23 protein-coding genes are annotated in these 24,180 nt (G+C 69.4%); 11 read left to right on the top strand and 12 right to left on the bottom strand.

Annotated features, from left to right (window positions below; genetic code table 11):
* The first annotated feature begins 168 nt into the window (after positions 1–168).
* A complete protein-coding gene (locus FM069_RS17755) occupies positions 169–1,584 on the top strand; it encodes an acetyl-CoA carboxylase biotin carboxylase subunit (RefSeq protein ID WP_143489721.1) in 1,416 nt (471 codons plus the stop codon).
* Between the two features lie 51 nt (positions 1,585–1,635).
* Positions 1,636–3,447: a sodium-extruding oxaloacetate decarboxylase subunit alpha gene (gene oadA / locus FM069_RS17750; RefSeq protein WP_143489720.1), complete on the top strand. Its 1,812-nt coding sequence runs from the start codon at positions 1,636–1,638 to the stop codon at positions 3,445–3,447.
* A 444-nt stretch (positions 3,448–3,891) separates the two neighbouring features.
* Here the strand turns inward: oadA and FM069_RS17745 are convergent, their stop codons facing one another.
* The 5 genes from FM069_RS17745 to FM069_RS17725 form a co-directional block, all read right to left on the bottom strand.
* Positions 3,892–4,284, bottom strand: coding sequence for a hypothetical protein (locus tag FM069_RS17745; protein WP_143489719.1), 393 nt, complete (start codon positions 4,282–4,284; stop codon positions 3,892–3,894).
* Entirely contained in the window at positions 4,275–5,132 is an 858-nt protein-coding gene (locus FM069_RS17740) for a polymorphic toxin type 44 domain-containing protein (protein WP_143489718.1), read from the bottom strand. Before FM069_RS17740 ends, FM069_RS17745 begins: the two co-directional genes overlap by 10 nt.
* Positions 5,133–5,486: 354 nt before the next feature.
* Positions 5,487–6,158 carry a GNAT family N-acetyltransferase gene (locus tag FM069_RS17735; protein WP_143489717.1) on the bottom strand — a complete coding sequence of 224 codons (672 nt, stop codon included), beginning with the start codon at positions 6,156–6,158 and terminating at the stop codon, positions 5,487–5,489.
* A 9-nt stretch (positions 6,159–6,167) separates the two neighbouring features.
* Positions 6,168–6,611: a GNAT family N-acetyltransferase gene (locus FM069_RS17730; protein WP_143489716.1), complete on the bottom strand. Its 444-nt coding sequence runs from the start codon at positions 6,609–6,611 to the stop codon at positions 6,168–6,170.
* 12 nt (positions 6,612–6,623) lie between these two features.
* Positions 6,624–7,259, bottom strand: coding sequence for an FMN-binding negative transcriptional regulator (locus FM069_RS17725; RefSeq protein ID WP_143489715.1), 636 nt, complete (start codon positions 7,257–7,259; stop codon positions 6,624–6,626).
* Positions 7,260–7,351: 92 nt separating this feature from the next.
* Here FM069_RS17725 and pdxR point away from each other — a divergent pair, with 92 nt between their 5' ends.
* Positions 7,352–9,079 carry a MocR-like pyridoxine biosynthesis transcription factor PdxR gene (gene pdxR / locus FM069_RS17720; protein WP_143489714.1) on the top strand — a complete coding sequence of 576 codons (1,728 nt, stop codon included), beginning with the start codon at positions 7,352–7,354 and terminating at the stop codon, positions 9,077–9,079.
* A 237-nt stretch (positions 9,080–9,316) separates the two neighbouring features.
* Here the strand turns inward: pdxR and FM069_RS17715 are convergent, their stop codons facing one another.
* On the bottom strand, positions 9,317–10,306 hold the full coding sequence (locus FM069_RS17715; protein WP_143489713.1) for an asparaginase: 990 nt from the start codon (positions 10,304–10,306) through the stop codon (positions 9,317–9,319).
* A gap of 110 nt (positions 10,307–10,416) precedes the next feature.
* Entirely contained in the window at positions 10,417–11,862 is a 1,446-nt protein-coding gene (locus FM069_RS17710) for an alanine/glycine:cation symporter family protein (protein WP_143489712.1), read from the bottom strand.
* Between the two features lie 160 nt (positions 11,863–12,022).
* Here FM069_RS17710 and FM069_RS17705 point away from each other — a divergent pair, with 160 nt between their 5' ends.
* Positions 12,023–12,841 carry a helix-turn-helix domain-containing protein gene (locus FM069_RS17705; RefSeq protein WP_143489711.1) on the top strand — a complete coding sequence of 273 codons (819 nt, stop codon included), beginning with the start codon at positions 12,023–12,025 and terminating at the stop codon, positions 12,839–12,841.
* Positions 12,842–12,900: 59 nt separating this feature from the next.
* Positions 12,901–13,215, top strand: coding sequence for a nuclear transport factor 2 family protein (locus tag FM069_RS17700; protein ID WP_143489710.1), 315 nt, complete (start codon positions 12,901–12,903; stop codon positions 13,213–13,215).
* A 72-nt stretch (positions 13,216–13,287) separates the two neighbouring features.
* Here the strand turns inward: FM069_RS17700 and FM069_RS17695 are convergent, their stop codons facing one another.
* Positions 13,288–14,712 carry an aspartate ammonia-lyase gene (locus FM069_RS17695; protein WP_143489709.1) on the bottom strand — a complete coding sequence of 475 codons (1,425 nt, stop codon included), beginning with the start codon at positions 14,710–14,712 and terminating at the stop codon, positions 13,288–13,290.
* Between the two features lie 175 nt (positions 14,713–14,887).
* Here FM069_RS17695 and FM069_RS17690 point away from each other — a divergent pair, with 175 nt between their 5' ends.
* From FM069_RS17690 to FM069_RS17670, 5 genes are all read left to right on the top strand, one after another.
* On the top strand, positions 14,888–15,790 hold the full coding sequence (locus FM069_RS17690; RefSeq protein ID WP_143489708.1) for a LysR substrate-binding domain-containing protein: 903 nt from the start codon (positions 14,888–14,890) through the stop codon (positions 15,788–15,790).
* Between the two features lie 178 nt (positions 15,791–15,968).
* Complete coding sequence (purE, locus tag FM069_RS17685; RefSeq protein WP_143489707.1) at positions 15,969–16,460, top strand: 5-(carboxyamino)imidazole ribonucleotide mutase; 492 nt, start codon at positions 15,969–15,971, stop codon at positions 16,458–16,460.
* 38 nt (positions 16,461–16,498) lie between these two features.
* Positions 16,499–17,581 (top strand): 5-(carboxyamino)imidazole ribonucleotide synthase, encoded by a 1,083-nt coding sequence (locus tag FM069_RS17680; protein WP_143489706.1) that lies wholly within the window; start codon positions 16,499–16,501, stop codon positions 17,579–17,581.
* 103 nt (positions 17,582–17,684) lie between these two features.
* A complete protein-coding gene (locus FM069_RS17675; RefSeq protein ID WP_143489705.1) occupies positions 17,685–17,930 on the top strand; it encodes a GlsB/YeaQ/YmgE family stress response membrane protein in 246 nt (81 codons plus the stop codon).
* A gap of 119 nt (positions 17,931–18,049) precedes the next feature.
* On the top strand, positions 18,050–18,586 hold the full coding sequence (locus tag FM069_RS17670; protein ID WP_143489704.1) for a DUF3299 domain-containing protein: 537 nt from the start codon (positions 18,050–18,052) through the stop codon (positions 18,584–18,586).
* Positions 18,587–18,680: 94 nt separating this feature from the next.
* Here FM069_RS17670 and FM069_RS17665 read toward each other — a convergent pair whose 3' ends face one another.
* The 3 genes from FM069_RS17665 to FM069_RS17655 form a co-directional block, all read right to left on the bottom strand.
* Positions 18,681–19,106 (bottom strand): DUF3592 domain-containing protein, encoded by a 426-nt coding sequence (locus tag FM069_RS17665; protein ID WP_143489703.1) that lies wholly within the window; start codon positions 19,104–19,106, stop codon positions 18,681–18,683.
* A gap of 119 nt (positions 19,107–19,225) precedes the next feature.
* Complete coding sequence (locus FM069_RS17660) at positions 19,226–20,140, bottom strand: D-hexose-6-phosphate mutarotase (protein ID WP_143489702.1); 915 nt, start codon at positions 20,138–20,140, stop codon at positions 19,226–19,228.
* Between the two features lie 113 nt (positions 20,141–20,253).
* On the bottom strand, positions 20,254–20,655 hold the full coding sequence (locus FM069_RS17655) for an acyl-CoA thioesterase (protein ID WP_143489701.1): 402 nt from the start codon (positions 20,653–20,655) through the stop codon (positions 20,254–20,256).
* Positions 20,656–21,001: 346 nt separating this feature from the next.
* Between FM069_RS17655 and FM069_RS17650 the strand changes: the two genes are divergently transcribed.
* Entirely contained in the window at positions 21,002–22,294 is a 1,293-nt protein-coding gene (locus FM069_RS17650; protein WP_143489700.1) for an MFS transporter, read from the top strand.
* 419 nt (positions 22,295–22,713) lie between these two features.
* Here the strand turns inward: FM069_RS17650 and FM069_RS17645 are convergent, their stop codons facing one another.
* Positions 22,714–24,030 carry a PQQ-dependent sugar dehydrogenase gene (locus tag FM069_RS17645; RefSeq protein WP_143489699.1) on the bottom strand — a complete coding sequence of 439 codons (1,317 nt, stop codon included), beginning with the start codon at positions 24,028–24,030 and terminating at the stop codon, positions 22,714–22,716.
* Positions 24,031–24,180: the final 150 nt, after the last annotated feature.

Raw genomic sequence — 24,180 nt, 5'->3', positions numbered from 1 at the left:
TCGCCCATGCGTGCATAAGCTCAAGCTAATACCTGGCCCAACAATTATTGATTTTCACTGATTCCCCTATCCGGCGTAGGGTAAAAGCCGTGACCGCGTGACGCAGTTACGGTCATTCGCCGGGCCGCCGGGAGCGGTCCGTCTGTTCAACGGTTCGAGGACGAACGCGTGATCAAGAAAATCCTCATCGCCAACCGCGGCGAGATCGCCGTGCGCATCGTGCGCGCCTGCGCCGAGATGGGCATCCGCTCGGTGGCGGTGTATTCCGAGGCGGATCGCCATGCGCTGCACGTGAAGCGCGCCGACGAGGCCCACAGCATCGGCGCCGACCCCCTGGCCGGCTACCTGAACCCGCGCAAGCTGGTGAACCTGGCGGTGGAAACCGGCTGCGACGCCCTGCACCCCGGCTACGGTTTCCTCTCGGAGAACGCCGAGCTGGCGGACATCTGCGCCCAGCGCGGCATCCGCTTCATCGGCCCCTCGGCCGAGGTGATCCGCCGCATGGGCGACAAGACCGAGGCACGCCGCAGCATGATCGCCGCCGGCGTACCCTGCACCCCGGGCACCGAAGGCAACGTGGCGGACCTGGAGGAAGCCCTGCGGGAGGCCGAGCGCATCGGTTACCCGGTGATGCTCAAGGCCACCTCCGGCGGCGGCGGCCGCGGTATCCGCCGCTGCAACAGCCGCGAAGACCTGGAGCAGGCCTACCCGCGGGTGATCTCCGAGGCCACCAAGGCGTTCGGCTCGGCCGAGGTGTTCCTGGAGAAGTGCATCGTCGAGCCCAAGCACATCGAGGCGCAGATTCTCGCCGACAGTCACGGCAACACCGTGCACCTGTTCGAGCGCGACTGCTCCATCCAGCGCCGCAACCAGAAGCTCATCGAGATCGCCCCCAGCCCGCAGCTCACCCCCGAGCAGCGCGCCTACATCGGCGACCTGGCGGTGCGCGCCGCCAAGGCGGTGGGCTACGAGAATGCCGGTACCGTGGAGTTCCTGCTCGCCGAGGGCGAGGTGTACTTCATGGAGATGAACACCCGGGTCCAGGTGGAACACACCATCACCGAGGAAATCACCGGCATCGACATCGTCCGCGAGCAGATCCGCGTCGCCTCTGGTCTTGAGCTGTCGGTGAAGCAGGAGGACATCCAGTACCGCGGCTATGCCCTGCAATTCCGCATCAACGCCGAGGATCCGAAGAACAACTTCCTGCCTTCGTTCGGCAAGATCACCCGCTACTACGCCCCCGGCGGCCCCGGCGTGCGCACCGACACGGCGATCTACACCGGCTACACCATCCCGCCGTACTACGACTCCATGTGCCTGAAGCTGATCGTCTGGGCGCTGACCTGGGAAGAAGCCATGGATCGCGGCCTGCGGGCCCTGGACGACATGCGCGTGCAGGGGGTGAAGACCACCGCGCCGTACTACCAGGAAATCCTCCGCGACCCGGAATTCCGCAGCGGGCGGTTCAACACCAGCTTCGTCGAGAGCCACCCGGACCTGACCCAGTACTCGATCAAGCGCAACCCGTCGCACCTGGCCATCGCCATCGCCACCGCCATCGCCGCCTACGCGGGCATCTGACAACACTGCCCCGCGCGGCCAGGCCGGCGGCGCGGGAAGAGGGATAGCCGAATGAGCAAGAAAATCACGGTCACCGACACCATCCTGCGGGACGCCCACCAGTCGCTGCTGGCCACCCGCATGCGCACCGAGGACATGCTGCCGATCTGCGACAAGCTGGACCGGGTCGGCTACTGGTCCCTGGAAGTCTGGGGTGGCGCCACCTTCGACGCCTGCGTGCGCTTCCTCAAGGAAGACCCGTGGGAACGTCTGCGGGCCCTGCGCGCCGCGCTGCCCAACACCCGCCTGCAGATGCTCTTGCGCGGGCAGAACCTGCTGGGCTACCGCCACTACAGCGACGACGTGGTGGAGGCCTTCGTCGCCAAGGCGGCGGAGAACGGCATCGACGTGTTCCGCATCTTCGACGCGATGAACGACGTGCGTAACCTGGAGACCGCGATCCGTGCGGTGAAGAAGACCGGCAAGCACGCCCAGGGCACCCTCTGCTACACCACCAGCCCGGTGCACACCGTCGACGCCTTCGTCGAGCAGGCGCGCGCCATGCACGCCCTGGGGGTCGACTCCATCGCCATCAAGGACATGGCCGGCCTGCTGACCCCGTTCGCCACCGGCGACCTGGTCAAGGCCCTGAAGGACGCCGTGCCGCTGCCGGTGTTCATCCATTCCCACGACACTGCCGGCGTTGCCAGCATGTGCCAGCTCAAGGCCATCGAGAACGGCGCCGACCACATCGACACCGCCATCTCCAGCATGGCCTGGGGCACCAGCCACCCGGGCACCGAGTCCATGGTCGCCGCCCTGCGCGGCACCCCCTACGACACCGGCCTGGACCTAGCGCTGCTGCAGGAGATCGGTGTGTACTTCTACGCGGTGCGCAAGAAGTACCACCAGTTCGAGAGCGAATTCACCGGGGTCGACACCCGGGTGCAGGTCAACCAGGTGCCCGGCGGGATGATCTCCAACCTGGCCAACCAGCTGAAGGAACAGGGCGCCCTCAACCGCATCAACGAAGTCTTCGAGGAAATCCCGAAGGTCCGCAAGGACCTCGGCTACCCGCCCCTGGTGACCCCCACCTCGCAGATCGTCGGCACCCAGGCGGTGTTCAACGTGCTGGCCGGCGAGCGCTACAAGACCATCACCAACGAGGTGAAGCTCTACCTGCAGGGCCGCTACGGCAAGGCGCCGGGCGAGGTGGACGAGGCCCTGCGCAAGCAGGCCATCGGCCGCGAGGAAGTCATCGACGTGCGCCCGGCCGACCTGATCAAACCCGAGCTGGACAAGCTGCGCCGGGAGATCGGTCCCCTGGCCAAGAGCGAGGAGGACGTGCTGACCTACGCCATGTTCCCCGACATCGGCCGACGCTTCCTGGAAGAGCGCGAGGCCGGCACCCTGACCCCCGAGGTGCTGCTGCCGATCCCCGAGGCCGGTGGCGTGGCCGCCGCCAGCGATGAGGGCGTGCCCACCGAGTTCGTGGTGGACGTGCACGGCGAGAGCTACCGCATCGACATCACCGGCGTCGGCATCCGCGGCGACGGCAAGCGCCACTTCTACCTGTCCATCGACGGCATGCCCGAGGAAGTGGTGTTCGAGTCCCTCAACGCCTACGTCGCCGGCGCGGGCGGCGGCGCCCGCAAGCAGGCCAGCGCCCCCGGCGACGTTAGCACCACCATGCCGGGCAACATCGTCGACCTGCTGGTGGCGGTGGGCGATACGGTCAAGGCGGGCCAGGCAGTGCTGATCACCGAGGCGATGAAGATGGAAACCGAGATCCAGGCGCCCATCGCCGGCACCGTCAAGGCCATCCACGTCGCCAAGGGCGACCGGGTCAACCCCGGCGAAGTGCTGATCGAAATCGACGGCTGACCGCCATCCACTGTCCCCTGGGGAGCCGCACGGCTCCCTTTTTTTGCCTGCCGTGCGCTCGGGCTTCAGGGGGGCCTACGGGTACGATCGGGTGGGATGAAGCGGGCGACGAGGCTTGGGAGAGGGCGATGCGCTCGATCCGTAGGGGATGTTCAGGTAACTGTCGAAAGCGACTGCGAGAGGGAGGTCATCACGACCCTTACTGAAAAACTGAAGTCGTCAGACCTGCTCGCGCAGGACGGGAGTGGCCCCTCACAACGCAGGTCGAGCGATGGATAACGATGGTGGGCTGTCGACCCTCAATCAGAACGTGAGGACGCAGCCATCATGCAAGAAGCAGCTTTCGCGAAAGAGTGGACATGAAGGACAGGCGCTACCGCGCCAAGGCAGTCATTTCGATAAACGGCTGGTTGATGGCTAGGGCCAACTGGCGCCGAGAAAGGATCAGTCATCAGGCTCATAGAAGCGCTCGAAAAATCCATGGGAAATTCGAGTGCGCGTAATGGTGTGGCCAGCATCGACGTAAATGTCGACCCGGCTAAATGGAGGCGTGAGTTCAACGCCGTCTCGACTGGTAGCGGGTAAGCTAAAGATGATAAGACTGTTCGGTTCGGGAAACATATCCATGTAATAACGCGATTTTTCGCCGGGGCTCAACGCATCTTTGTCTGTGTTGTTATTTACTAATAGAAAATAGCCAACTTCCTCAATAGCATCAGGGGCGTAATGGATCACCAGAACAGGGCGGCAAAAATACCAAAATAAAATCCAAAGTATTAAAATTCGGAAAGAATATTTTCTGAACTTTTTTACGGCGGTTTTAAGGCTTAGCTGCATTGATGGACTTCCTTGGCGAAATTTCTACCCTTGCCCCAAGGCGCGGGAATAGCGCTTATTTCCAGCAACAAGTTATCCATTGTTATGCCGCCTGATTTGTACTTATCATAAATAACACAGCCTAATTTTATCGAGATGTGATCGGGAATATCGTCCGCACTTGCAGGCCAGTTCCCATTTTCGGAGTGCTTTTGGACGTCCGGTAATTTTCCTCTGATCACCTTTGCAAATATATCGCTCGCCATTTGCGCCACCCCGGCGCCATTGATGAGCTCGGCTGTACTGAATCCCGCCGCTCGGCCGACGTAGCCATAGTGAATATTCGACCAGATGTCATAGTAGTAGTTGAAAGCACCGTATTTATGCCAGCCACGATTGAATGTTCCTGCAGCACTCATTTTTGCCCGAAGAATAGGCTTGTGATCCCACGGCCTGTTCGGACCCACCCGTTCGGCCCAGAGGCCGTAGGCGGTGGTCTTGGCGCCTGCGGCGGCGGCATAGAAGTCCGGCATACCGCCGGCCTTGGCGTACCAGGGCAGGGCCTGCCAGCGGCGCATCTCCTCCGCCGGGTCGTAGCGGTTGGCGTCGGCGATCTTGCGGGTGGTGGGGCTGAGGGCGTTGCGGTTCATTTCGCCGGCCATGTAGGCGGCGATCTCCTTGATCACGTCGTCGCTGTGCGGGCAGGGGCGCTTGCCGGCCGTGGCGGCGGCGTGCACCGGGCGGGTGTCCAGCAGGCCGCGCAGCGGGCCTGGTGGGAACGCCTGGCACATGTAGGGGTGTTCGTTGTCGCGGGTAGAGGATGCGAGGGGTTGCAGCCCCAGTACGCCGGGGATTCGGTAGCCTGCCATGACCTGTCCTTGTCGTTGCGGTGTTCCATGAGAGCCGGGCGGCGCCTCCGCGCCGGCCTGCCACCGCGCGGTCCTAGGAGGGCCGGCACGAGGGCCGGGGATTTTTTTACATGAGATGGCGCGGGACGCCCAGCGAGGAAGCGGCAAAGGCCGTGACCGCCGGGCGCGAAGAGCACGTAACTGTGATGGACGACACGTTTTTCCCTCTGACGAAGCCGTTGTTGCCCTTGGACTCGATCGCCCGTCAGGTCAAGGGGGCCGGAGGGAGCCGCCGCCTGCGACCGTTGCCGTGGCGCCCTCTCTCCCGGTCACCCTCGCACAGCCTATGCCGGCGACCGGGAACGTCCTTGCGCTTCAGGCTTCGCGCAGCGCTTCCAGCCGCTGCCGTTGCTGGCCGTCGGCGTCGAAGTTGGCCGGGTCCAGCCAGCGCTCGAAGGCGGCGCGGCGGCCGGGCCATTCATGGTCCATCACGGCGAACCAGGCGGTATCGCGGTTCCGGCCCTTGACCACCCGGTGCTGGCGGAACAGCCCTTCCTGGACGAACCCCAGGCGCTCGGCCGCGCGCCAGGAGCGCTGGTTGAGGCTGTTGCACTTCCATTCCAGGCGCCGGTAACCGCGTTCGAACGCGCGGGCTGCCATCAGGTAGACCGCTTCGGTGGAAGCCGGGCTGCGCTGCATGCCGTGGCCGAAGGCAATGTGGCCGATCTCGATGCTGCCGTGGGCGGGCTCGATGCTCAGGTAGGCCAGAAAGCCCCGGGCGCGTCCGCTGGCCGGGTCCGTCACGCTGAAGAACAGCGGGTCGCGCTGGGCCGCCTGGGTGGCGAGCCAGGCGTCGAAGTCCGCCCGCTCGGGGAAGGGCCCGTAGGGCAGGTAATCCCACAGCAGCGGGTCGGCGTCCGGCCCCTGCAGCGCCTGCCAGAGGTCATCGCCGTGGCGGGCCGGGTCGAGGGGCTCCAGGCGCACGTAGCGGCCGGCGAGGGGTTCGGGCGCGGGGGCGGCGGGCGGTTGCCAGTCGAGCAGGGTCATCGTGGGGCCTCAGAGCAGGTGACGGTACTGGAGAAAACCGGAGCGCTCGGCGAGCCGGTCGTAGAGCTGCATGGCGCTGTCGTTGGTCTCGTGGGTGAGCCAGTGGACACGGGAGGCGCCGGCCGCCTCGGCAGCTGCGTAGACGTGCTGGATCAGCGCCGCGCCGGCCCCTTCGCCCCGGGCGTCCTCGGCGACGAACAGGTCCTGCAGGTAGCAGTAGTCGCCGCGAGTCCAGCAGGAGCGGTGGAAGATGTGGTGCACCAGGCCCACTGCGCGATCCCCCCGCCAGGCGAGGGCGGCGTGCATCGGCTCCGCCGGATCGAGGAAGCGTTGCCAGGTGAGGGCGCTGGTCGCATCCGGGATGGCGGTGGCGTAGAAGCGCTGGTAGCCCGCCCAGAGGGGCTGCCAGGCGGCGTGGTCGTCGGGGCGCACGGGGCGGATGGCGAGGGTCATGGCGGTCTCCGGTCAGATTCGGGGGGCGGCGACGCGTTCGGCGAGCTGGCGGGCCACGGGGTCGTCTTCCGCGCGCAGGCCGGCGACCACCCCGGCGACGTCGGCCTCGCTGCGGTTCTGGCTGAGTTTCCAGGCGCCGTCCAGCTGGCGGATCGGCAGGCGCAGGCCGACGATGGCCCGCAGCTGGGTGTCCAGGTAGTCGCGGGGCGCCTCTTCCATCGACCACGGCTTCGGCCGGCCCTGCTCGTGGGTGGCGCTGAGGGCGCCCAGCAGGGTGCGCAGGCGCTCGGCATCGTCGAACAGCTCCGCCTCGCCCCGGGCGTGCACCGCCAGGTAGTCCCAGGTGGGTACCGCCTTGCCGTGTTCGGCCTTGCTCGGGTACCAGGCGGGGCTGACGTAGGCATGGGGACCCTGGAAGATCGCCAGCAGCGCGGCGCCGTCAGCGAGCGTGCGCCAGTGGGGATTGGCCCGGGCGAAGTGGCCGTACAGGGTGCCGTGAGGGCCCTCGTCGGGCGCCAGCAGCAGGGGCATGTGGGTGGCCTGCAGGCCCGCGTCGCCGTGGCTGACCAGGGTGGCCAGCGGGGCCTCGCGGATCAGACGGTGAAGGGCCTGCGGGTCGTCCTGGCGGAATGCGGTGGCTCGGTGCATGGCGGAATCTCCTCGAACGCTGTGGCCATGCTAGGCGGGACAATGGACCGGTGTAAGATCCATTTCCTGTCAATTCGAAGGAGCCAATCGACATGCCGACGCCCTCCGTTCCACCCGGCCTGCCGTTCGACGCCGCCGGGCTGACCCTCGACCCGGCCGGCAATCTGGGCCTGCAGCTGTTCCAGGCGCTGCGCGCGCGCATTCTCGACGGCCGGCTGGCAGCCGGGACGCGCCTGCCGGCGAGCCGCGAGCTGGCTGGGCGCCTGGGGGTGTCGCGAAACACCGTGACCCGTGCCTTCGAGCAATTGCAGGCGGAAGGCTACGTGGACGCCCGCACCGGCGACGGCACCTACGTCGCCGCCTTCGATGCCAGCGCCCGCCAGCCGCTTGCGGCAGAGACCCACTGGCCGCCGTCCCGCGCCTTGCAGCGGGTGCTGGCGCGGCCCATGCCGCTGCCACCGGCCGGCGCGCCGCGGGCGTTCCGGGTCGGCGTGCCGGCCTTCGACCTGTTCCCCTTCGAGACCTGGGCACGCCTGCAGGCGCGCTTCTGGCGCCGTCCGCCCCCGGCGGCCCTGGGCTATGGCGACCCCGCCGGCGACCCGCACCTGCGGGCCTGCATCGCCGCCTACCTGCGCAGTGCCCGCGGCCTGCACTGCGAGCCGTCCCAGGTGGTGGTCACCTGTGGCGCCCAGCAGGCCATCACCCTCTGCGCCCAGCTGCTGCTGGACCCGGGCGACCGGGTGGCGGTGGAGAACCCCGGCTACCGCGCCGCCGCCCAGGCCTTCTCCGCCGCTGGCGCCCGGCTGTGCGGGATCGCCGTGGACCGCGACGGCCTGGATTGCGCCGAACTGGCGCGCCTGGCGGACTGCCGGCTGGTCTACGTGACGCCGTCGCACCAGTACCCCACCGGCGTGACCCTGTCCCTGGCGCGCCGGCTGGCGCTGCTGGAGTGGGCCGAGCGGCACGACGGCTGGATCATCGAGGACGACTACGATGGCGAGTACCGCTACGACGGAACGCCCCTGGCGCCCCTGGCCGCCCTCGACCGCCAGGGCCGGGTGCTCTACGTCGGCACGTTCTGCAAGGTGGCCTTCCCCGCGCTGCGCCTGGGCTACCTGGTGCTGCCGCCGCACCTGGTGGACGCCTTCGCCCGGCGCCGGGCGGCGGACATGCGCCATTCGGAGATCGGCACCCAGGCGGTGATGGCGGCGTTCATCGACGGCGGCCACTTCCAGCGCCACGTGCGCCGCATGCGCCGCGCCGCCCGCGCCCGGCGCGACGCCCTGCTACGGGGCTGGCCGGCGCCGGACGGCTGCGAGCCGTTGCCGCCCGTGGCCGCCGGCCTGCACCTGTGCGTCGGGGTGGACTCGCCGGCGCGGGAGCGGCAACTGGTGGAAGCGGCCGCCGGGGTCGGGGTGGAGATCAACGCTTTGAGCGACTACTGGCTGCCCGACGAACCGGTCTTCGCTATGCCGGACGGAGCTATCCCTGATCGAGCCGATCCAGGACACGGCGCACCGGGCGACGCCCCAATGAACCGGGCCTCGTCAGGTCGGGCCGCGTCAGGCCGGACCACGTCAGATCAGGCCGCGTCAGGCTGCACCGCGCCAGGCCGCGCGTTCTCTGACGAAGTCGAGTCTGGTCAAGCTGAATCGGGTGGACCCACCGCTAGCCGGGCCGAACCAGGCCGGGCCACGTCATGCCGAGCCACGCCAGGCCGAGCCACGCCAGGCCGGGCCGGCCTGGTGCTGGGGTTCGCTGCGGTGCCGGAGGCGGGGATCGCCGAGGCGCTGGCAGCGCTGCGCCGGGCCTGGCGCTGAGGGAAGCGGCCCAGCAGGGGGGCAAAGAAACAGGCGCATGGGTCTGGTTGCCCGCACCACTGGCGTGGCGGCTGCGCCGTGGGGGACGGCCATCCGGTGCGGGCCAGGCGAGGACGGCACCGCGCCAGGACGTCGGTGCCCAGTCGCCCGGGCTTATCCCCCTGGGGCTATCCGCCCGAGCCTGTCCGGCCGAGCCTATCCGTCGGGCGATTGGGAGCGATGGTCGCGCCGGTTGGGTCAGTCGGCGCGTTCGCCGCACAAATCGAGGGCGAACCAGCGTTCCGCTTCGGCCTGGTCGAGGCCCGCCCCCAGCAGGGCGAACAGCTTGCCCAGGGCCGCCTCGCGGGTCATGCCGCCGGCGGACACCAGGCCGGCATCCCGCAGGCGGCTGCCGGCGGCGTACACGCCGAACTCCACGTGGCCGTGGGCGCACTGGCTGACCGCGGCCAGCAGCACGCCGCGGGCGTGGGCCCGCTGCAGGGCGTCCAGCAGCGCGGCATCCCCGGAAGGACCGGTACCGCTGCCGTAGCATTCCAGCAGCAGCGCCTGCACACCGCTGTCCACCAGGGCATCGATGTGGGCGGCGCGGATGCCGGGGAAGAATGGCAGCACCGCCAGGTTCACCGGCGCGCGCGGGTGGCGGTAGTCCAGGGCGGCCGGCACGCCGTCGGCGCGCTGGCCTTCGCGTTTGCGCGGCCACTCGTCGAAAGCGGCGAAGGCCTCGCTGCTCAGCTTGCTGGCGCGGGTGCCGTGGAGCAGGCGCCCGGCGAAGTACAGGTAGGTCCCCGGCGCCACGCCGCGGGCCAGCTCGGCCAGGGCGCCGAACAGGTTGTCCCAGGCGTCGCTGCCCGGCGCGCCGGCCGGCAGCATCGAACCGGTCAGCAGCACCGGCAGCGGCAGGCCCAGCAGCAGGAAGCTGAGGGCCGCGGCGCTGTAGGCCAGGGTGTCGGTGCCATGCAGCAGCAGCACGCCGTCGCAGCCCTCGTCCACCCCGGCGAGGATGGCGTCGCGCATGGCCAGCCAGTTGGCCTGGCCCATGTCGGCGCTGTCCAGGGGCGGCAGCAGTTCGCGGAAGATCCAGGTGGGCGCGGGGCGCTCGGGGTGGGCGGCCTGCTCGGCGCGCAGGCGCGCCTCGAAGCCGGAGGCGGGGGCCAGGCCGTCGGTGCTGGCCTGCATGCCGATGGTCCCGCCGGTGTAGAGCACGAGAAGCTTACGAACGGCAGTCATGCCGAGCTCCTTCTTGTAGAGAGGGGGAGCCGACCGTCACGGGGCGGTCGGCGCGGGCGCCCGTGGAGCGGCGCCAGGAGGCGGCGCACCGGGCGCCGCCAGGGGAGGGCTCAGTGGGACGCCGGCAGCGGGCTGGCCGGGGCGTTCGCGTCGACGGTGCCTGCCGCCTGCGGGACCGGCCAGGCGACCGGGTCCAGGTCGAGGTCGGCGAACTTGGAGGCGTCGAACACCGGCGTGGCGATGCCGGCGCGGCGCTGCTCGTCGTAGTCGCGCAGGACGCGCATGCCGGCCTTCACCAGCAGGGCCAGGGCGATCAGGTTGACGAAGGCCAGGCAGGTCATGGTGATGTCGGCGAAGGCGAACACGGTGGACAGGTTCTGCACCGAGCCCCAGACGATCAGCGCCAGCACCAGGCCGCGGTAGACCATCAGCACGGTGCGGTTGCGGGTCAGGAACTGCAGGCTGTTCTCGCCCAGGTAGTAGTTGTAGAGGATGCAGGTGAAGACGAAGAGGGACAGCGCGACGCTGACGAAGATGCGGCCCCAGTCGCCCACCACCGCCGCCAGGGAGTTCTGGGTCAGGACGATGCCGTCGCCTTCGAAGCCCGGGGTGTAGAAGCCCGAGAGCAGGATCAGCAGTGCGGTGCAGGTGCAGATCACGAAGGTGTCGAGGAACACACTGAAGGCCTGCACCACGCCCTGGGAGGCCGGGTGGCGCACGGCGGCCACGGCGGCCACGTTGGGCGCGCTGCCCAGGCCGGCTTCGTTGGCGAACACGCCGCGCTTCACGCCCATGACGATGGCGCTGCCCAGCAGACCGCCGAACGCCGGATCGAGGCCGAAGGCGCTCTTGATGATGGTCTCCAGCATGGCCGGGACGTGCTCGATCTGGTTGAAGATCACGTACAGGGTCACGCCGATGTAGGCCAGGGTCTTCACCGGTACCAGCAGGTCGGAGACCGAGGCGATGCGCTTGATGCCGCCGAAGAACACGATGGCCAGCAGCACGGCCAGGACGATGCCGGTCTGCTGCGGATCGAAGCCGAAGGCGTTCTGCAGGGAATGGGTCACGGTGAACGACTGCAGGCCGTTGAAGGCGAAGCCGTAGGTGACCAGCAGCAGCACGGAGAAGACGATGGCCATGGTCTTCAGTTTCAGGCCGTGCTGGATGTAGTAGGCGGGGCCGCCGCGGTACAGGCCGTCACCGTCGGCGCGCTTGTACAGCTGGGCCAGGGTGCATTCGAAGAAGCTGCTGGACATGCCCACCAGCGCGGTGACCCACATCCAGAACACCGCGCCCGGGCCGCCCAGGGTCACGGCGATGCCCACCCCGGCGATGTTGCCGGCGCCGACGCGGCCAGCGAGGCTCAGCATCAGGGCCTGGAACGAGCTGAGCTGGCCGGCCTGGCCCCGCAGCGAATCCTTGAACACCGAGAACATGTGCCCGAAGTAGCGGAACTGCACGAAGCGCGAGCGCACCGTGAAGTAGGTACCCAGCCCTACGATGAGAACGATGAGCAGTTTTCCAGACAGAAAGTCGTTGAGCGCGTCGAGCATGAGAACCTCGATTTCTTGTTGTCGGGCCACGCCGGTGGCAGCCCTCGTGGCAAAGCGCGCATGGTTGGGCAAGCAATCCGTCGACGCAATTTCGCGCGTCGTTTCGAAGTGATGCGAGTCGATGCTATAGTCGCGCCGCTCGCACCACCGGCACCGCCCCATGCCCAGCCCCCTCGCCCACAACCTGCGGCTGCTCTGCAGCCACTACCGCTCCATCGCCGAGATCTGCCGCAAGCTGGCGATCAACCGCGCCCAGTTCAACAAATACCTCAGCGGCCAGAGCCGACCGACGGTGTACAACCTCAAGCGCATCGGCGACTTCTTCGGCGTGGAAAGCTACGAGCTGGGGCTGCCCCACGAGCAGTTCGCCAAGCTGGTGGGCGCGCGCGGCGGCGAACCCTCGGCGCCGGCCGCCAGCGACCCCCTGAGCAGCCTGCTGCAACCCCTGAGCGAGCACGGCGGCAGCCTGGCACGCTACTGCGGCTACTACTTCGAATACGCCAACTGCATGTCGGTGCCGGGCAGCATCCTGCTGTCCCTGGTGCACCTGCGGGAAGAAAACGGCCATTACCTGTTCGAGCGCCAGGAACGCCAGGAGCGCTCCAGCGGCGCCAGCGGCCAGGCGGAGGACTGGGTGCGCTGCCGCTACCTGGGGGCCGCCTTCAACCTGCAGGACCGGCTGTTCCTGGTGGACTACGAGTCCCTCACCCTGAACGAGATCAGCCAGACCATCCTCATCCCCAGCTTCAAGAGCCGCATCACCCGCCTCAACGGCCTGAAGACCGGCGTCTCCAGCGGCGACCGGCGTACCCCGGCCTGCACCCGGGTGGTGTGGGACTACCTGGGCAGCGAGATCAACCGGGTCAACGCCTACCGCCAGGTGATGCTCTACGCCCCGGACGACCCGCGCATCGACGACGACATCCGCCAGCGCCTGGCCGGCGCGCAGATCCGCCACGGGCTGTTCGAGATCGACTGATCGGGAGATGGGACACGGACACGCTGCACACCCACCTGCTGGACCTGGAACGACGGGTCATGGGCTATGCCGAGGACGACATGCGGGCCCTGCTGGCGGACGATTTCGTCGAGTTCGGCAGCGCTGGTGGCGTCTACACCCGGCAGGACCAGCTGGCCTTCGCCCGCAGTGGCGAGGGCGTGGGCATCCGCCACGTCGTCCGGGACTTCCAGGTCAGGCCGCTCGCGCCGGGGGTGGCGTTGGCGACCTACCGCACTGAGCGGCTGGGGGACGGCCGGCGCTCCCGGCGCAGCTCGATCTGGGTGCAGGCGGATGGCGGCTGGAAGATGACGTTTCATCAGGGCACGCCCGAGGACCCGGCCTCCACCCCCTGACGCGCACGCAAAAAAAGGGGGAGCGTGCGCTCCCCCGAAAGATGGCGCGCGGGGCGCGCCGTCTGGTGAGTGTCAGGCGCCGTGGGGCAGCAGGCGCGGGGCGATCATGTTCTCCGGGCGCAGGATGTCAGCCAGGGTCGCCTCGTCCAGCAGGCCTTCCTCGCGGACCAGCTCCAGCACGCCGCGGCCGCTGATCAGGGCGTCCCGGGCGATCCGCGTGCTGTTCTCGTAGCCGATGTAGGGGTTGAGGGCGGTGACCAGGCCGATGGAGTGCTCCACCAGCTCGCGGCAGCGGGTCTCGTTGGCGGTGATGCCGACGATGCAGTGCTCGCGCAGCATGTCCATGGCCCGCTGCAGCAGGCGGATCGAATCGAAGATCTTGTAGGCGATCAGCGGCTCCATGACGTTGAGCTGCAGCTGCCCGCCCTCGGCGGCCAGGGTCAGCGCCAGGTCGTTGCCGATCACTTCGAAGGCCACCTGGTTGACCGCCTCGGGGATCACCGGGTTGACCTTGCCGGGCATGATCGAGCTGCCCGGCTGGCGCGGCGGCAGGTTGATCTCGTTGATCCCGGTGCGCGGGCCGCTGGAGAGCAGGCGCAGGTCGTTGCAGATCTTCGACAGCTTCACCGCGGTGCGCTTGAGCATGCCGGAGAACAGCACGAAGGCGCCCATGTCCGAGGTGGCCTCGATCAGGTCGGCGGCGGGGGTCAGCGGCTGGCCGCTGATGGCCGCGAGGCGTTGCACCGCCAGGATCTGGTAGCCGGGGTCGGCGTTGATCCCGGTGCCGATGGCGGTGCCGCCCAGGTTAACCTCGGTCAGCAGCTCCGGCGCCAGGCGCCGCAGGCGGTCCAGGTCCTCGCCGAGGGTGGTGGCGAAGGCGTGGAATTCCTGGCCGAGGGTCATGGGCACCGCGTCCTGCAGCTGGGTGCGGCCCATCTTCAGCACCTGGGCGAACTCCACACCCTTGGCCGCCAGGGCCTGGATCAGGCTGTCGAGGCTGGCCAGCAGGGCGTCGTGGCCCAGCAGCAGGCCGAGGCGGATGGCCGTGGGGTAGGCGTCGTTGGTGGACTGCGCCATGTTCACGTCGTTGTTCGGGTGCAGGTACTGGTACTCGCCCTTCTGCCGGCCCATGGCCTCCAGGCCGATGTTGGCGATCACCTCGTTGGCGTTCATGTTGGTGGAGGTGCCGGCACCGCCCTGGATCATGTCCACCACGAACTGCTCGTGGAAGTCGCCGCGGATCAGCCGGGCGCAGGCTTCGCTGATGGCCGCGTGCTTGGCCTCGTTGAGGTGGCCGAGCTGGCGGTTGGCGTCGGCCGCCGCCTGCTTGACCATCGCCAGGGCCACCACCAGTTTCGGGTAGTGGGACAGCGGCACGCCGGACAGGCGGAAGTTGTTCACCGCCCGCAGGGTCTGGATGCCGTAGTAGGCGTCGGCGGGGACGTCGAGGGTGCCGAGCAGGTCTTTTTCGAGGCGGAAGGATGCAGCGGAGGACATGACAGGGGTGAACTCACGGAAATACGGCAGTGCCGCGATGAGGCCGTAGCATAGGGGCGCCAGGGCTTTTCCCACCAATGCTGTTGCGCGCTGGGGTATGCATAATCGGCATAATGCGAGTGTGACGCCGTGACACGTCGCAACGTATTCCTTGGCCTTTCCCTCGGAGCCCCGCGTGAATCTGGAAACCAAGTGGCTGGACGACTTCGTCGCCCTCGCCTCGACCCGCAGCTTTTCCCAGGCGGCGCAGCGCCGCTTCGTTACCCAGCCGGCATTCAGCCGGCGCATCCGCAGCCTGGAGGCTGCCCTCGGGCTGACCCTGGTGAACCGCTCGCGCACCCCCATCGAGCTGACCGAGTCAGGCCAGCTGTTCCTCATCACCGCCCGCAGCCTGGTGGAGCAGCTGGGCGAGGTGGTGCGCCACCTGCACCACCTGGAGGGCCAGCAGGGGGAGGTGTTGCAGTTCGCCGCCGCCCACTCCCTGGCCCTGGGCTTCTTCCCCCGCTGGATCGCCCGGCTGCGGGCCGACGGCCTGAACCTCGCCAGCCGCCTGGTGGCCACCAACGTCGGCGACGCGGTGCACGCCCTGCGCGAGGGCGCCTGCGACCTGATGCTGGCCTTCTACGACCCGGACGCCGCGCTGCAGATGGACCCGGAGCTGTTCCCCTCGATGCACCTGGGCGGCACCGAGATGCTGCCGGTGTGCGCGGTGGACGGGGAGGGCGCGCCGCTGTTCCACCTGGAGAGCGGCCAGAGCGTGCCGCTGCTGGCCTACAGCGCCGGTGCCTTCCTCGGCCGCTCGGTCAACCTGCTGCTGCGCCAGCGGGCCTTGCGCGCCACCACCGTCTACGAGACGGCCATGGCCGACAGCCTCAAGAGCATGGCGCTGCAGGGGCTCGGGGTGGCCTGGGTGCCGCGCCTGAGCGTGACCGCCGAACTGGCCCGGGGCGAGCTGGCGGTATGCGGCGGCGAGCAATGGCAGGTGCCCCTGGAGATCCGCCTGTACCGCAGCGCGCTGATGCGCAAGGCGGCGGTGCGCCTGCTCTGGCGCAAGCTGGAGGGCGGGGTCGGGCGCTGAGCCGGCGGGCGACGGAACGGCCTCGCCGCGGCTGCTTCCCGCGCCGGCCTTGGGGTATACTGCGCCGCCTCGAAAACCGGCGCCCCCGCCGGTTTGCCCGAACATGCCAAGCCACGCCCTGCCGCGTGGCTTGTTGGTTTTTGTCGCGCCCATCGGCGCACAACAAAGAGGCACGACGATGAGCGCACTGGTAGGCGTGATCATGGGCTCCAAGTCCGACTGGAGCACCCTCAGCCACACCGCCGAGATGCTGGACCGGCTGGGCATCCCCTACGAGGTGAAGGTGGTGTCCGCCCATCGCACCCCCGACCTGCTCTTCCAGTACGCCGAAGAGGCCGAGTCCCGCGGCCTGCAGGTGATCATCGCCGGCGCCGGCGGCGCCGCTCACCTGCCGGGCATGTGCGCGGCCAAGACCCACCTGCCGGTGCTGGGCGTGCCGGTGCAGTCGTCCATGCTGTCCGGGGTCGACTCGCTGCTGTCCATCGTGCAGATGCCCGCCGGCGTGCCGGTCGCCACCCTGGCTATCGGCAAGGCCGGCGCGGTCAACGCGGCTCTGCTGGCGGCGAGCATCCTCGGCCACGGCGAGCCGCGCTTCCACGCCGCCCTCAAGGCGTTCCGCGACGAGCAGACCCGCAGCGTGCTGGACCAGCCCGACCCGCGCGACGCCTGAACCGCGTCGGCGACGACCAACGACAAAGGGGTGACCCCATGAAAATCGGCGTAATCGGCGGCGGCCAGCTGGGCCGCATGCTGGCCCTGGCGGGAACCCCGCTGGGCATGGACTTCGCGTTCCTCGACCCGGCGCCCGACGCCTGCGCCGCCGCCCTCGGCGAGCACATCCGCGCCGACTACGGCGACCAGGACCACCTGCGGCAACTGGCCGACGAGGTGGACCTGGTGACCTTCGAGTTCGAGAGCGTGCCCGCCGAGACCGTGGCCTTCCTCTCCCGCTTCGTCCCGGTCTACCCCAGCGCCGAGGCCCTGCGCATCGCCCGCGACCGCTGGTTCGAGAAGTCCATGTTCAAGGACCTGGGCATCCCCACGCCGGCCTTCGCCGACATCCAGTCCCAGGCCGACCTGGACGCTGCGGTGGCCGCCATCGGCCTGCCGGCGGTGCTCAAGACCCGCACCCTGGGCTACGACGGCAAGGGCCAGAAGGTCCTGCGCAGCGCCGCCGACGCCGCCGATGCGTTCGCCGAGCTGGGCAGCGTGCCGTGCCTGCTGGAGGGCTTCGTGCCCTTCACCGGCGAGGTGTCGCTGATCGCCGTGCGCGCCCGGGATGGCGAGACCCGCTTCTACCCCCTGGTGCATAACACCCATGAGAGCGGCATCCTGCGCCTGTCGGTGGCCAGCGATGCGCACCCGTTGCAGGCCCTGGCCGAGGACTACGCCGGCCGGGTGCTGGACCAGCTCCAGTACGTCGGCGTGCTGGCGTTCGAATTCTTCGAGGTGGACGGCGGCCTGAAGGCCAACGAGATCGCCCCGCGGGTGCACAACTCCGGGCACTGGACCATCGAAGGCGCCCGCTGCAGCCAGTTCGAGAACCACCTGCGGGCGGTGGCGGGGCTGCCTCTGGGCGCCACCACGCGGCGCGGCGAGACCGCCATGCTCAACTTTATCGGCACGGTGCCGCCGGTGGAAAAGGTAGTGGCCCTGGCCGACTGCCACCTGCATCACTACGGCAAGGCGTTCAAGGACGGCCGCAAGGTGGGCCACGCCACCCTGCTATGCGCCGACCGCGCCACCCTCGACCAGCGCATCGCCGACGTCCAGGCGCTGATCGACGCCTGACGCGCCCCACGGGCCTGCCCACGGCGGACGAACTGTCCGCCGCCTCCCGCTGTCGGACATCACGTGGCGCAGTCGCGCCGTCGCGACCATAAGGAGAGTCACCATGGGCATCATCGGTACCATTTTCATCGGCCTGATCGTCGGGCTCGTCGCCCGCTTCCTCAAGCCCGGCGACGACAGCATGGGCTGGATCATGACCATCCTGCTCGGCATCGGCGGCTCCCTGGCCGCCACCTACGGCGGCCAAGCCCTGGGCATCTACCAGGCGGGCGAGGCGGCCGGCTTCGTCGGCGCGGTGGTCGGCGCCATCATCCTGCTGGTGATCTACGGCCTGATCAGCAAGAAATGATCCCCGCCCGCCGTCCGCCTCCGCGGACGGCCCTGCGTGTCCCGGCATCCGCCGGGGCGCGCTAGGCAGGCGCGGTCCGGCGGGGTAGCCTTCGCGCTTTCCCCGCCGAGGCCCTTCCGATGCGCCGCCTGCCCCTTCTCCTGCTGGTCCTCGTCGCTACCCTGGCCCGCGCCGAACTGCCGGAAACCGACTGGCTGGACCTGCTGCCTCCGGAAGACCGCCAGGCCCTGGAGGACATGCCCGAGATCAGCCACGACACCCCCGAGGCAGACGGCAATTTCGCCGCCAAGGGTGGCCTCAAGCAGGGCCAGGACATGCCGCCGGTGATGTACTCCAGCCACACCGTGGCGGCCCTGAACGGCAAGCGCCTGCGCCTGGGCGGCTACCCGGTGCCCCTGGAGACCGACGCCAAGGGCCGCAGCACCCTGTTCTTCCTGGTGCCCTATCCCGGCGCCTGCATCCACGTTCCGCCGCCGCCGCCGAACCAGATCGTGCTGGTGCGCTACCCCAAGGGCATCCGCCTGGACGATATCTACAACCCGCTGTGGGTCAGCGGCGCGCTGAAGGTGGAAAAAGTCAGCAACGACCTGGCCGATGCTGCCTACGCCCTGGACGCCCAGCAGGTCCGCCTGGTGGAAGACAGCGACATGCCGTGAAGCGGCCGGCTGCCGGGAGAGGGCCTGCGCCCGCCCGGGCAGGCTGATCCGGTCACACCCGATCGCGAGTCAAACAGGTGTACCGGCCGGTGCGTCAGCGCACCGCCGGGCGCGGGGCGCTCCAGAATCGGCGTCCGGCGCAGAAGAAGAACACCGCCATCACCAGGGGCAGGCCCAGCGCCCCCCACAGGGGCATGGGCTCTTCCACCACGGCCGATGCCCGGGGGCGCTCGGCCAGGTAGCGCACGGAGACTGTCTCGCCCAGGGCGTAGCCGGTGTGAAAGCCGCCCTGGGAGAACACCACCGGCTCGCCACCGGGCAGCTGGAAGCGGATCTCCGGGTGAGCCCAACCGTGGGGGTGGCCGACCACCACGCCCTCGGCCCGTAGGCCGGTGGCCAGCAGCTGCTGGCGGTCGCGGACGATCAGCGCCGAGGCCACCAGCATCACCAGGCACACCAGGTAGCAGAGGGCGCCCTTGAGCAGGCGGTCCCACCGGGTCGGAAGGGGGGATTCGGTCATTCGGCCTCGTCGGGTTGGGCGCTGCGGAGGCACCGTGGGCTCGGCGCCCGGTCAGGTGAGTCCCGCAGGATACCGGCGAAGCGGGGCGGCCGCGAGCCGCGCCGCTTCGGGGCCGTCGGCTAGAGCGGCTCGCTCCAGAGGCTGACGCCCATGCGGTGGCGCTCGCCGGGAGCCAGCACCAGCACGTCGTCCAGCACCCGCGCGGTCTCGATGCAGAGCATGCGCTGCCAGGCGTCGTCGGCGAACTGGCTGAGGCGCGCGCCCTTGTCGATCCACGGGTTCCAGAGGATCGCCGACCGGGAATCCAGGCTCTCCACCTGGACGCGCCGGCCCCAGCCCTCGTCCACCAGGCTCAGGCGCGGCGGCACGTCCAGGTAGAGGCGGTCGGTCTCGCCCTCGAAGGCGAGGGCGCCGGCCTGGGTCTCCGGGCGCCAGTCCCGCAGGGTGTCCAGGTAGCGGGCGCCCGCCAGGCCCTCGACCCGTACCCGGTGAATGTCACTGACGGCGAAATAGGTGTGCAGGGCCTGGCTGACGGTCACCGGCCGCGGGCCAAGGTTGTGGTTCTCCAGGTGGAGGTGCAGGCGCTCGTCGAGGCGGATGCGCAGGCTCGGCTGCACCGCCTGGGGCCAGTGGGGCAGCGGCTCGGCGCGGGTGTCGAGGGTGAAGTGCAGGGTCACTGCGCCGTCCTGCTGCTCCACGTCCTCCAGCTGCCAGTCCAGGCCGCGCACCAGACCATGGGCCGGCGCCGCGTCCTCGCTGGCGTAGGCGGCCTGCACCGCCTCCGGGTTTCGCCGCAAGTCGCCGAACCAAGGCCAGCACACCGGCACGCCACCGCGCACCGACTGGCCGCGGCGGAACGCGGCGTCTTCGCTGAGCCAGATCAGCGGCGGCTGGTCCACGCGACCGTAGGCCAGCACCTGCGCGCCCTGCTGGGCCACCAGCAGCTCCGCACCGCCCTGGCGCACGCGCCAGCAGGTCAGCTCGTCCCGTTGCAGGCGCTCGACCTGGGCGCCGGATGCGTTGGCGAAGGGCATGGGGGAATCTCCTGGAGGCGTGAGGATGAGCGTGGGGCAAGGCTCGCCGGCGAAGGTTCCGTCGCCGGCGTTAGGAAGGGCACGCGGCCGCCGGGGCGGCCGGGGTACAGCGGTTAGCGGCGCGGCGGGACCGGGCGGGTGCGGCCGCTGCCGTCGATGGCGACGAAGACGAACACCGCTTCGGTGACCTTGCGCCATTCGCTGGACAGGGGGTCGTCACTCCACACCTCCACCAGCATGCGGATCGAGCTGCGGCCGATCTCCAGGGCCTGGGTATAGAAGGACAGCTGCGCGCCCACCGCCACCGGGACCAGGAACGCCATGCGGTCGATGGCCACCGTGGCCACCCGGCCGCCGGCGACCTTGCTGGCCATGGCGGTGCCGGCCAGGTCCATCTGGGCCACCAGCCAGCCGCCGAAGATGTCGCCGAAACCGTTGGTTTCCCGCGGCAGCGCGGTGATCTGCAAGGCCAGGTCGCCCTGGGGGATGGGGTCTTCTTGTTCGAGTTCGATCATGCCTGGGGTGCCTCTACCCCTCGATTCTTCTGGTGGCGCTTCCGGCGGGTCAGGCGCGGAGGGTCGGTGGCGGACGTCGTTGCGGTCCGCCTTGCGGACGGTGGCGGCCGCTGCCGGGTCACTATCGCAGGTTATCCGCCCGCTGGCGCGGGTTTCCGCGTGGTGGCGAAGCGCCCCGTCGCAGAGCGGCTACGCGCCGCAGTATATCGGCAGCCACGGTCGCCGACGACCGCCGCCCAGGCCTTCGCCAGGGCCGTGCGTCCAGGCTGGGTATGCCCCGGCCGATTTGTTATCGTGCGGGACCGGCGCCGTCCGGCCCATAACTCCAATGAGAAGCCTCACCGCCATGTCATCCGTGCCCGATCTCACCGCCGCGCCGCCATCGCGCGCCCTGACCCGCAACGACTACAAGACCCTTTCCCTGTCCGCCCTGGGCGGCGCCCTCGAGTTCTACGACTTCATCATCTTCGTGTTCTTCGCCACGGTGGTGGGCAAGCTGTTCTTCCCCACCGAGATGCCGGAATGGCTGCGGCTGTTCCAGACCTTCGGCATCTTCGCCGCCGGCTACCTGGCGCGGCCCCTGGGCGGCATCGTCATGGCGCACTTCGGCGACCTGCTGGGGCGCAAGCGCATGTTCACCCTGAGCATCTTCCTGATGGCGGTGCCGACCCTGCTGATGGGCCTGCTGCCCACCTATGCCCAGATCGGCATCCTCGCGCCCCTGGCGCTGCTGCTGCTGCGGATCATCCAGGGCGCGGCGATCGGCGGCGAGGTGCCCGGCGCCTGGGTGTTCGTCGCCGAGCACGTGCCGGCGCGCCACGTCGGCTACGCCTGCGGCACCCTCACCAGCGGGCTGACCTTCGGCATCCTGCTGGGCTCGCTGATGGCGACCCTGATCAACAGCCTCTACGACCCCGCTGAAGTGCAGGCCTTCGCCTGGCGCATCCCGTTCATCGTCGGCGGCGTGTTCGGGCTGTTCTCCGTCTACCTGCGCCGCTGGCTCCACGAGACCCCGGTGTTCGCCGAGCTGCAGGCGCGCAAGGCCCTGGCCGCGGAGATCCCGCTGAAGACGGTGGTGCGCGATCACCGCGAGGCGGTGGTGCTGTCCATGCTGCTGACCTGGGTGCTGTCCGCCGGCATCGTGGTGGTGATCCTGATGACCCCCAACGTGCTGCAGAGTGGCTACGGCTTCGACGCCGCCACCGCGCTGAAGGCCAACAGCCTGGCGATCCTCTTCCTCACCGGCGGCTGCATCCTCTCCGGCGCTTCGGCTGACCGCTTCGGCGCCGGGCGCACCTTCGTGGTGGGCAGCCTGCTGCTGGCGGCCAGCGCCTGGACCTTCTACACCCAGCTCAAGGCCCATCCGGACTGGCTGTTCCCGCTCTACGCCCTGACCGGCCTGTGCGTCGGCGTGATCGGCGCGGTGCCCTACGTGATGGTCCGCGCGTTCCCGCCGGTGGTGCGCTTCTCCGGGCTGTCCTTCTCCTACAACCTGGCCTACGCCATCTTCGGCGGGCTGACCCCCATGGCCGTGGCCCTGCTGCTCAAGTACAGCCCCCTGGGGCCGGCCTATTACGTGATCGCCCTGTGCGGCCTGGGCCTGGCGGTGGGGCTGTACCTGCTGCGCCGCCAGCGCTGAGCCGACCCGTGCCTGCTGACCGCCTGCGCCGAGGGCGCGGCGGGATCAGGCACGCCCCGGTAGCAGCGCCACGGGCCGTTCCGGCGAGGGCGTGTCCCGAGAGGCTTCGATTGGGCCGGCCTGCCTGAAGAGGGTGCCGACGCAGTGGCCGCCGGGCGCGCTGTCCATTACAGGCATCGACGACCTGGACTGCTTGCAAGCAGATGAAGGACTCCAGGTTTCGTGCCTGGCGAGGCGTCGCCGAAAAGCCGGCCGGCCCCCTTCGGCCTCGATTCGTGCAAGGACACCCGGGTGGCATCCCGGCCCTCCCATCGCCCGGGTTTGCAGGCGGGCACGACCCATTGCCGCCGTGCGGAGGCAGCCGGCCGCGAGGGGGCCCGTCACGGCGCGTCGAGTACGCCCCGGGCGGGCCGTCGCCCTCAGCGCCGCGTGGTCACCCGCCAGACCGTGTTGCCCACGTCGTCGCTCACCAGCAGCGCCTCCTGGCGATCCTGGATGACCCCCACCGGCCGGCCGCGGGCCTGGCCGTCGGCGTCGAGGAAGCCGGTGAGCACGTCCACCGGCGGGCCGGACGGCTTGCCATCGGCGAAGGGCACGAAGATCACCTTGTAGCCACTGTGGGGCTCGCGGTTCCACGAGCCGTGCTGGCCGACGAACGCGCCTTCGCGGAACCGCTCGGGCAGGGCGCTGCCAGTGGCGAAGGTCAGGCCCAGGGAGGCGGTGTGCGGGCCGAGGGCGTAGTCGGGCACCCGCGCCGTGGCCACCAGGTCGGGCCGCTGCGCCTCGACCCGTTCGTCCACGTGCTGGCCGTAGTAGCTGAAGGGCCAGCCGTAGAAGGCGCCGTCCTTGACCTCGGTGAGGTAATCCGGCACCAGGTCGCTGCCGATCTCGTCACGCTCGTTGACCACCGTCCACAGGGCGCCGCCCCGGGGTTCCCAGGCCATGCCGTTGGGGTTGCGCAGGCCGCTGGCGAACAGCCGCTTATGGCCGCTGGCGCGGTCCACTTCCCAGATCGCCGCGCGGCCTTCCTCGGCCTCCAGGCCGTTCTCGGCGACGTTGCTGTTGGAGCCGACGGTGACGTACAGCAGGCGGCCGTCGCGGCTGGCGATGACGTTCTTGGTCCAGTGGTGGTTGATGGGGCCGGCGGGCAGCTCGGTGAGGGTGCGCCCGGCGGCCGCGAGGCGGGTCTCGCCGCTGCGGTAGGGGAAGGCCCGCAGGGCGTCGGTGTCGGCCACGTACAGGGTGTCGTCCACCAGGGTCATGCCGAATGGCGAGTGCAGCCCCTCGAGGAACACCGAGCGGGTCTCCGCCACGCCGTCGCCGTCGGCATCCCGCAGCAGGGTGATGCGCTCCGGGCTGGGCACGCCGGCGCCGGCGCGCTTCATCACCAGCCCGGAAATCCACTTCTTCAGGCTGAAGCCGCCGTCGTGCTGCGCCGGGGCGTTGCTCTCCGCCACCAGCACGTCGCCGTTGGGCAGCACGTAGAGCCAGCGGGGGTGGTCCAGGCCACTGGCGAAGGCATTCACCGCCAGGCCCTCGGCCGCCGTTGGGGTGGTGCCCGCCGGCCAGCCGACGGCGGGCGCGATGTTCACCGTGGGCAGCAGGGTGGCGTTAGGCGCCGGCAGCTTCGGCGCGGCGCCGGTGCCGTCGCCCACCGACAGGGTGGCGCGTTCGCCGCAGCCTCCCAGCAGGCAGACGAACAGGACGGGCAGCAGCGGGGGACGCGGGGTGGGCATGGCGATCTCCTTTCGTGGGCGGGCGCCGGCAGCGGCACCGCGCCGAACCCGGCGCCGCGCCCATGCTGGCCTTTCATCCAATCGTCACAAAGCGGTCATAGAGTGTTCATGCGGCCTGCCGATACTGGCCCCCGTTCTCCCCACCCCATC

It is taken from the genome of Pseudomonas mangiferae, from assembly GCF_007109405.1.
GTDB lineage: Bacteria > Pseudomonadota > Gammaproteobacteria > Pseudomonadales > Pseudomonadaceae > Pseudomonas_T > Pseudomonas_T mangiferae.
Note: the sequence above shows the minus strand (reverse complement) of the source record. Positions and strands in the feature narration are given on the sequence as shown.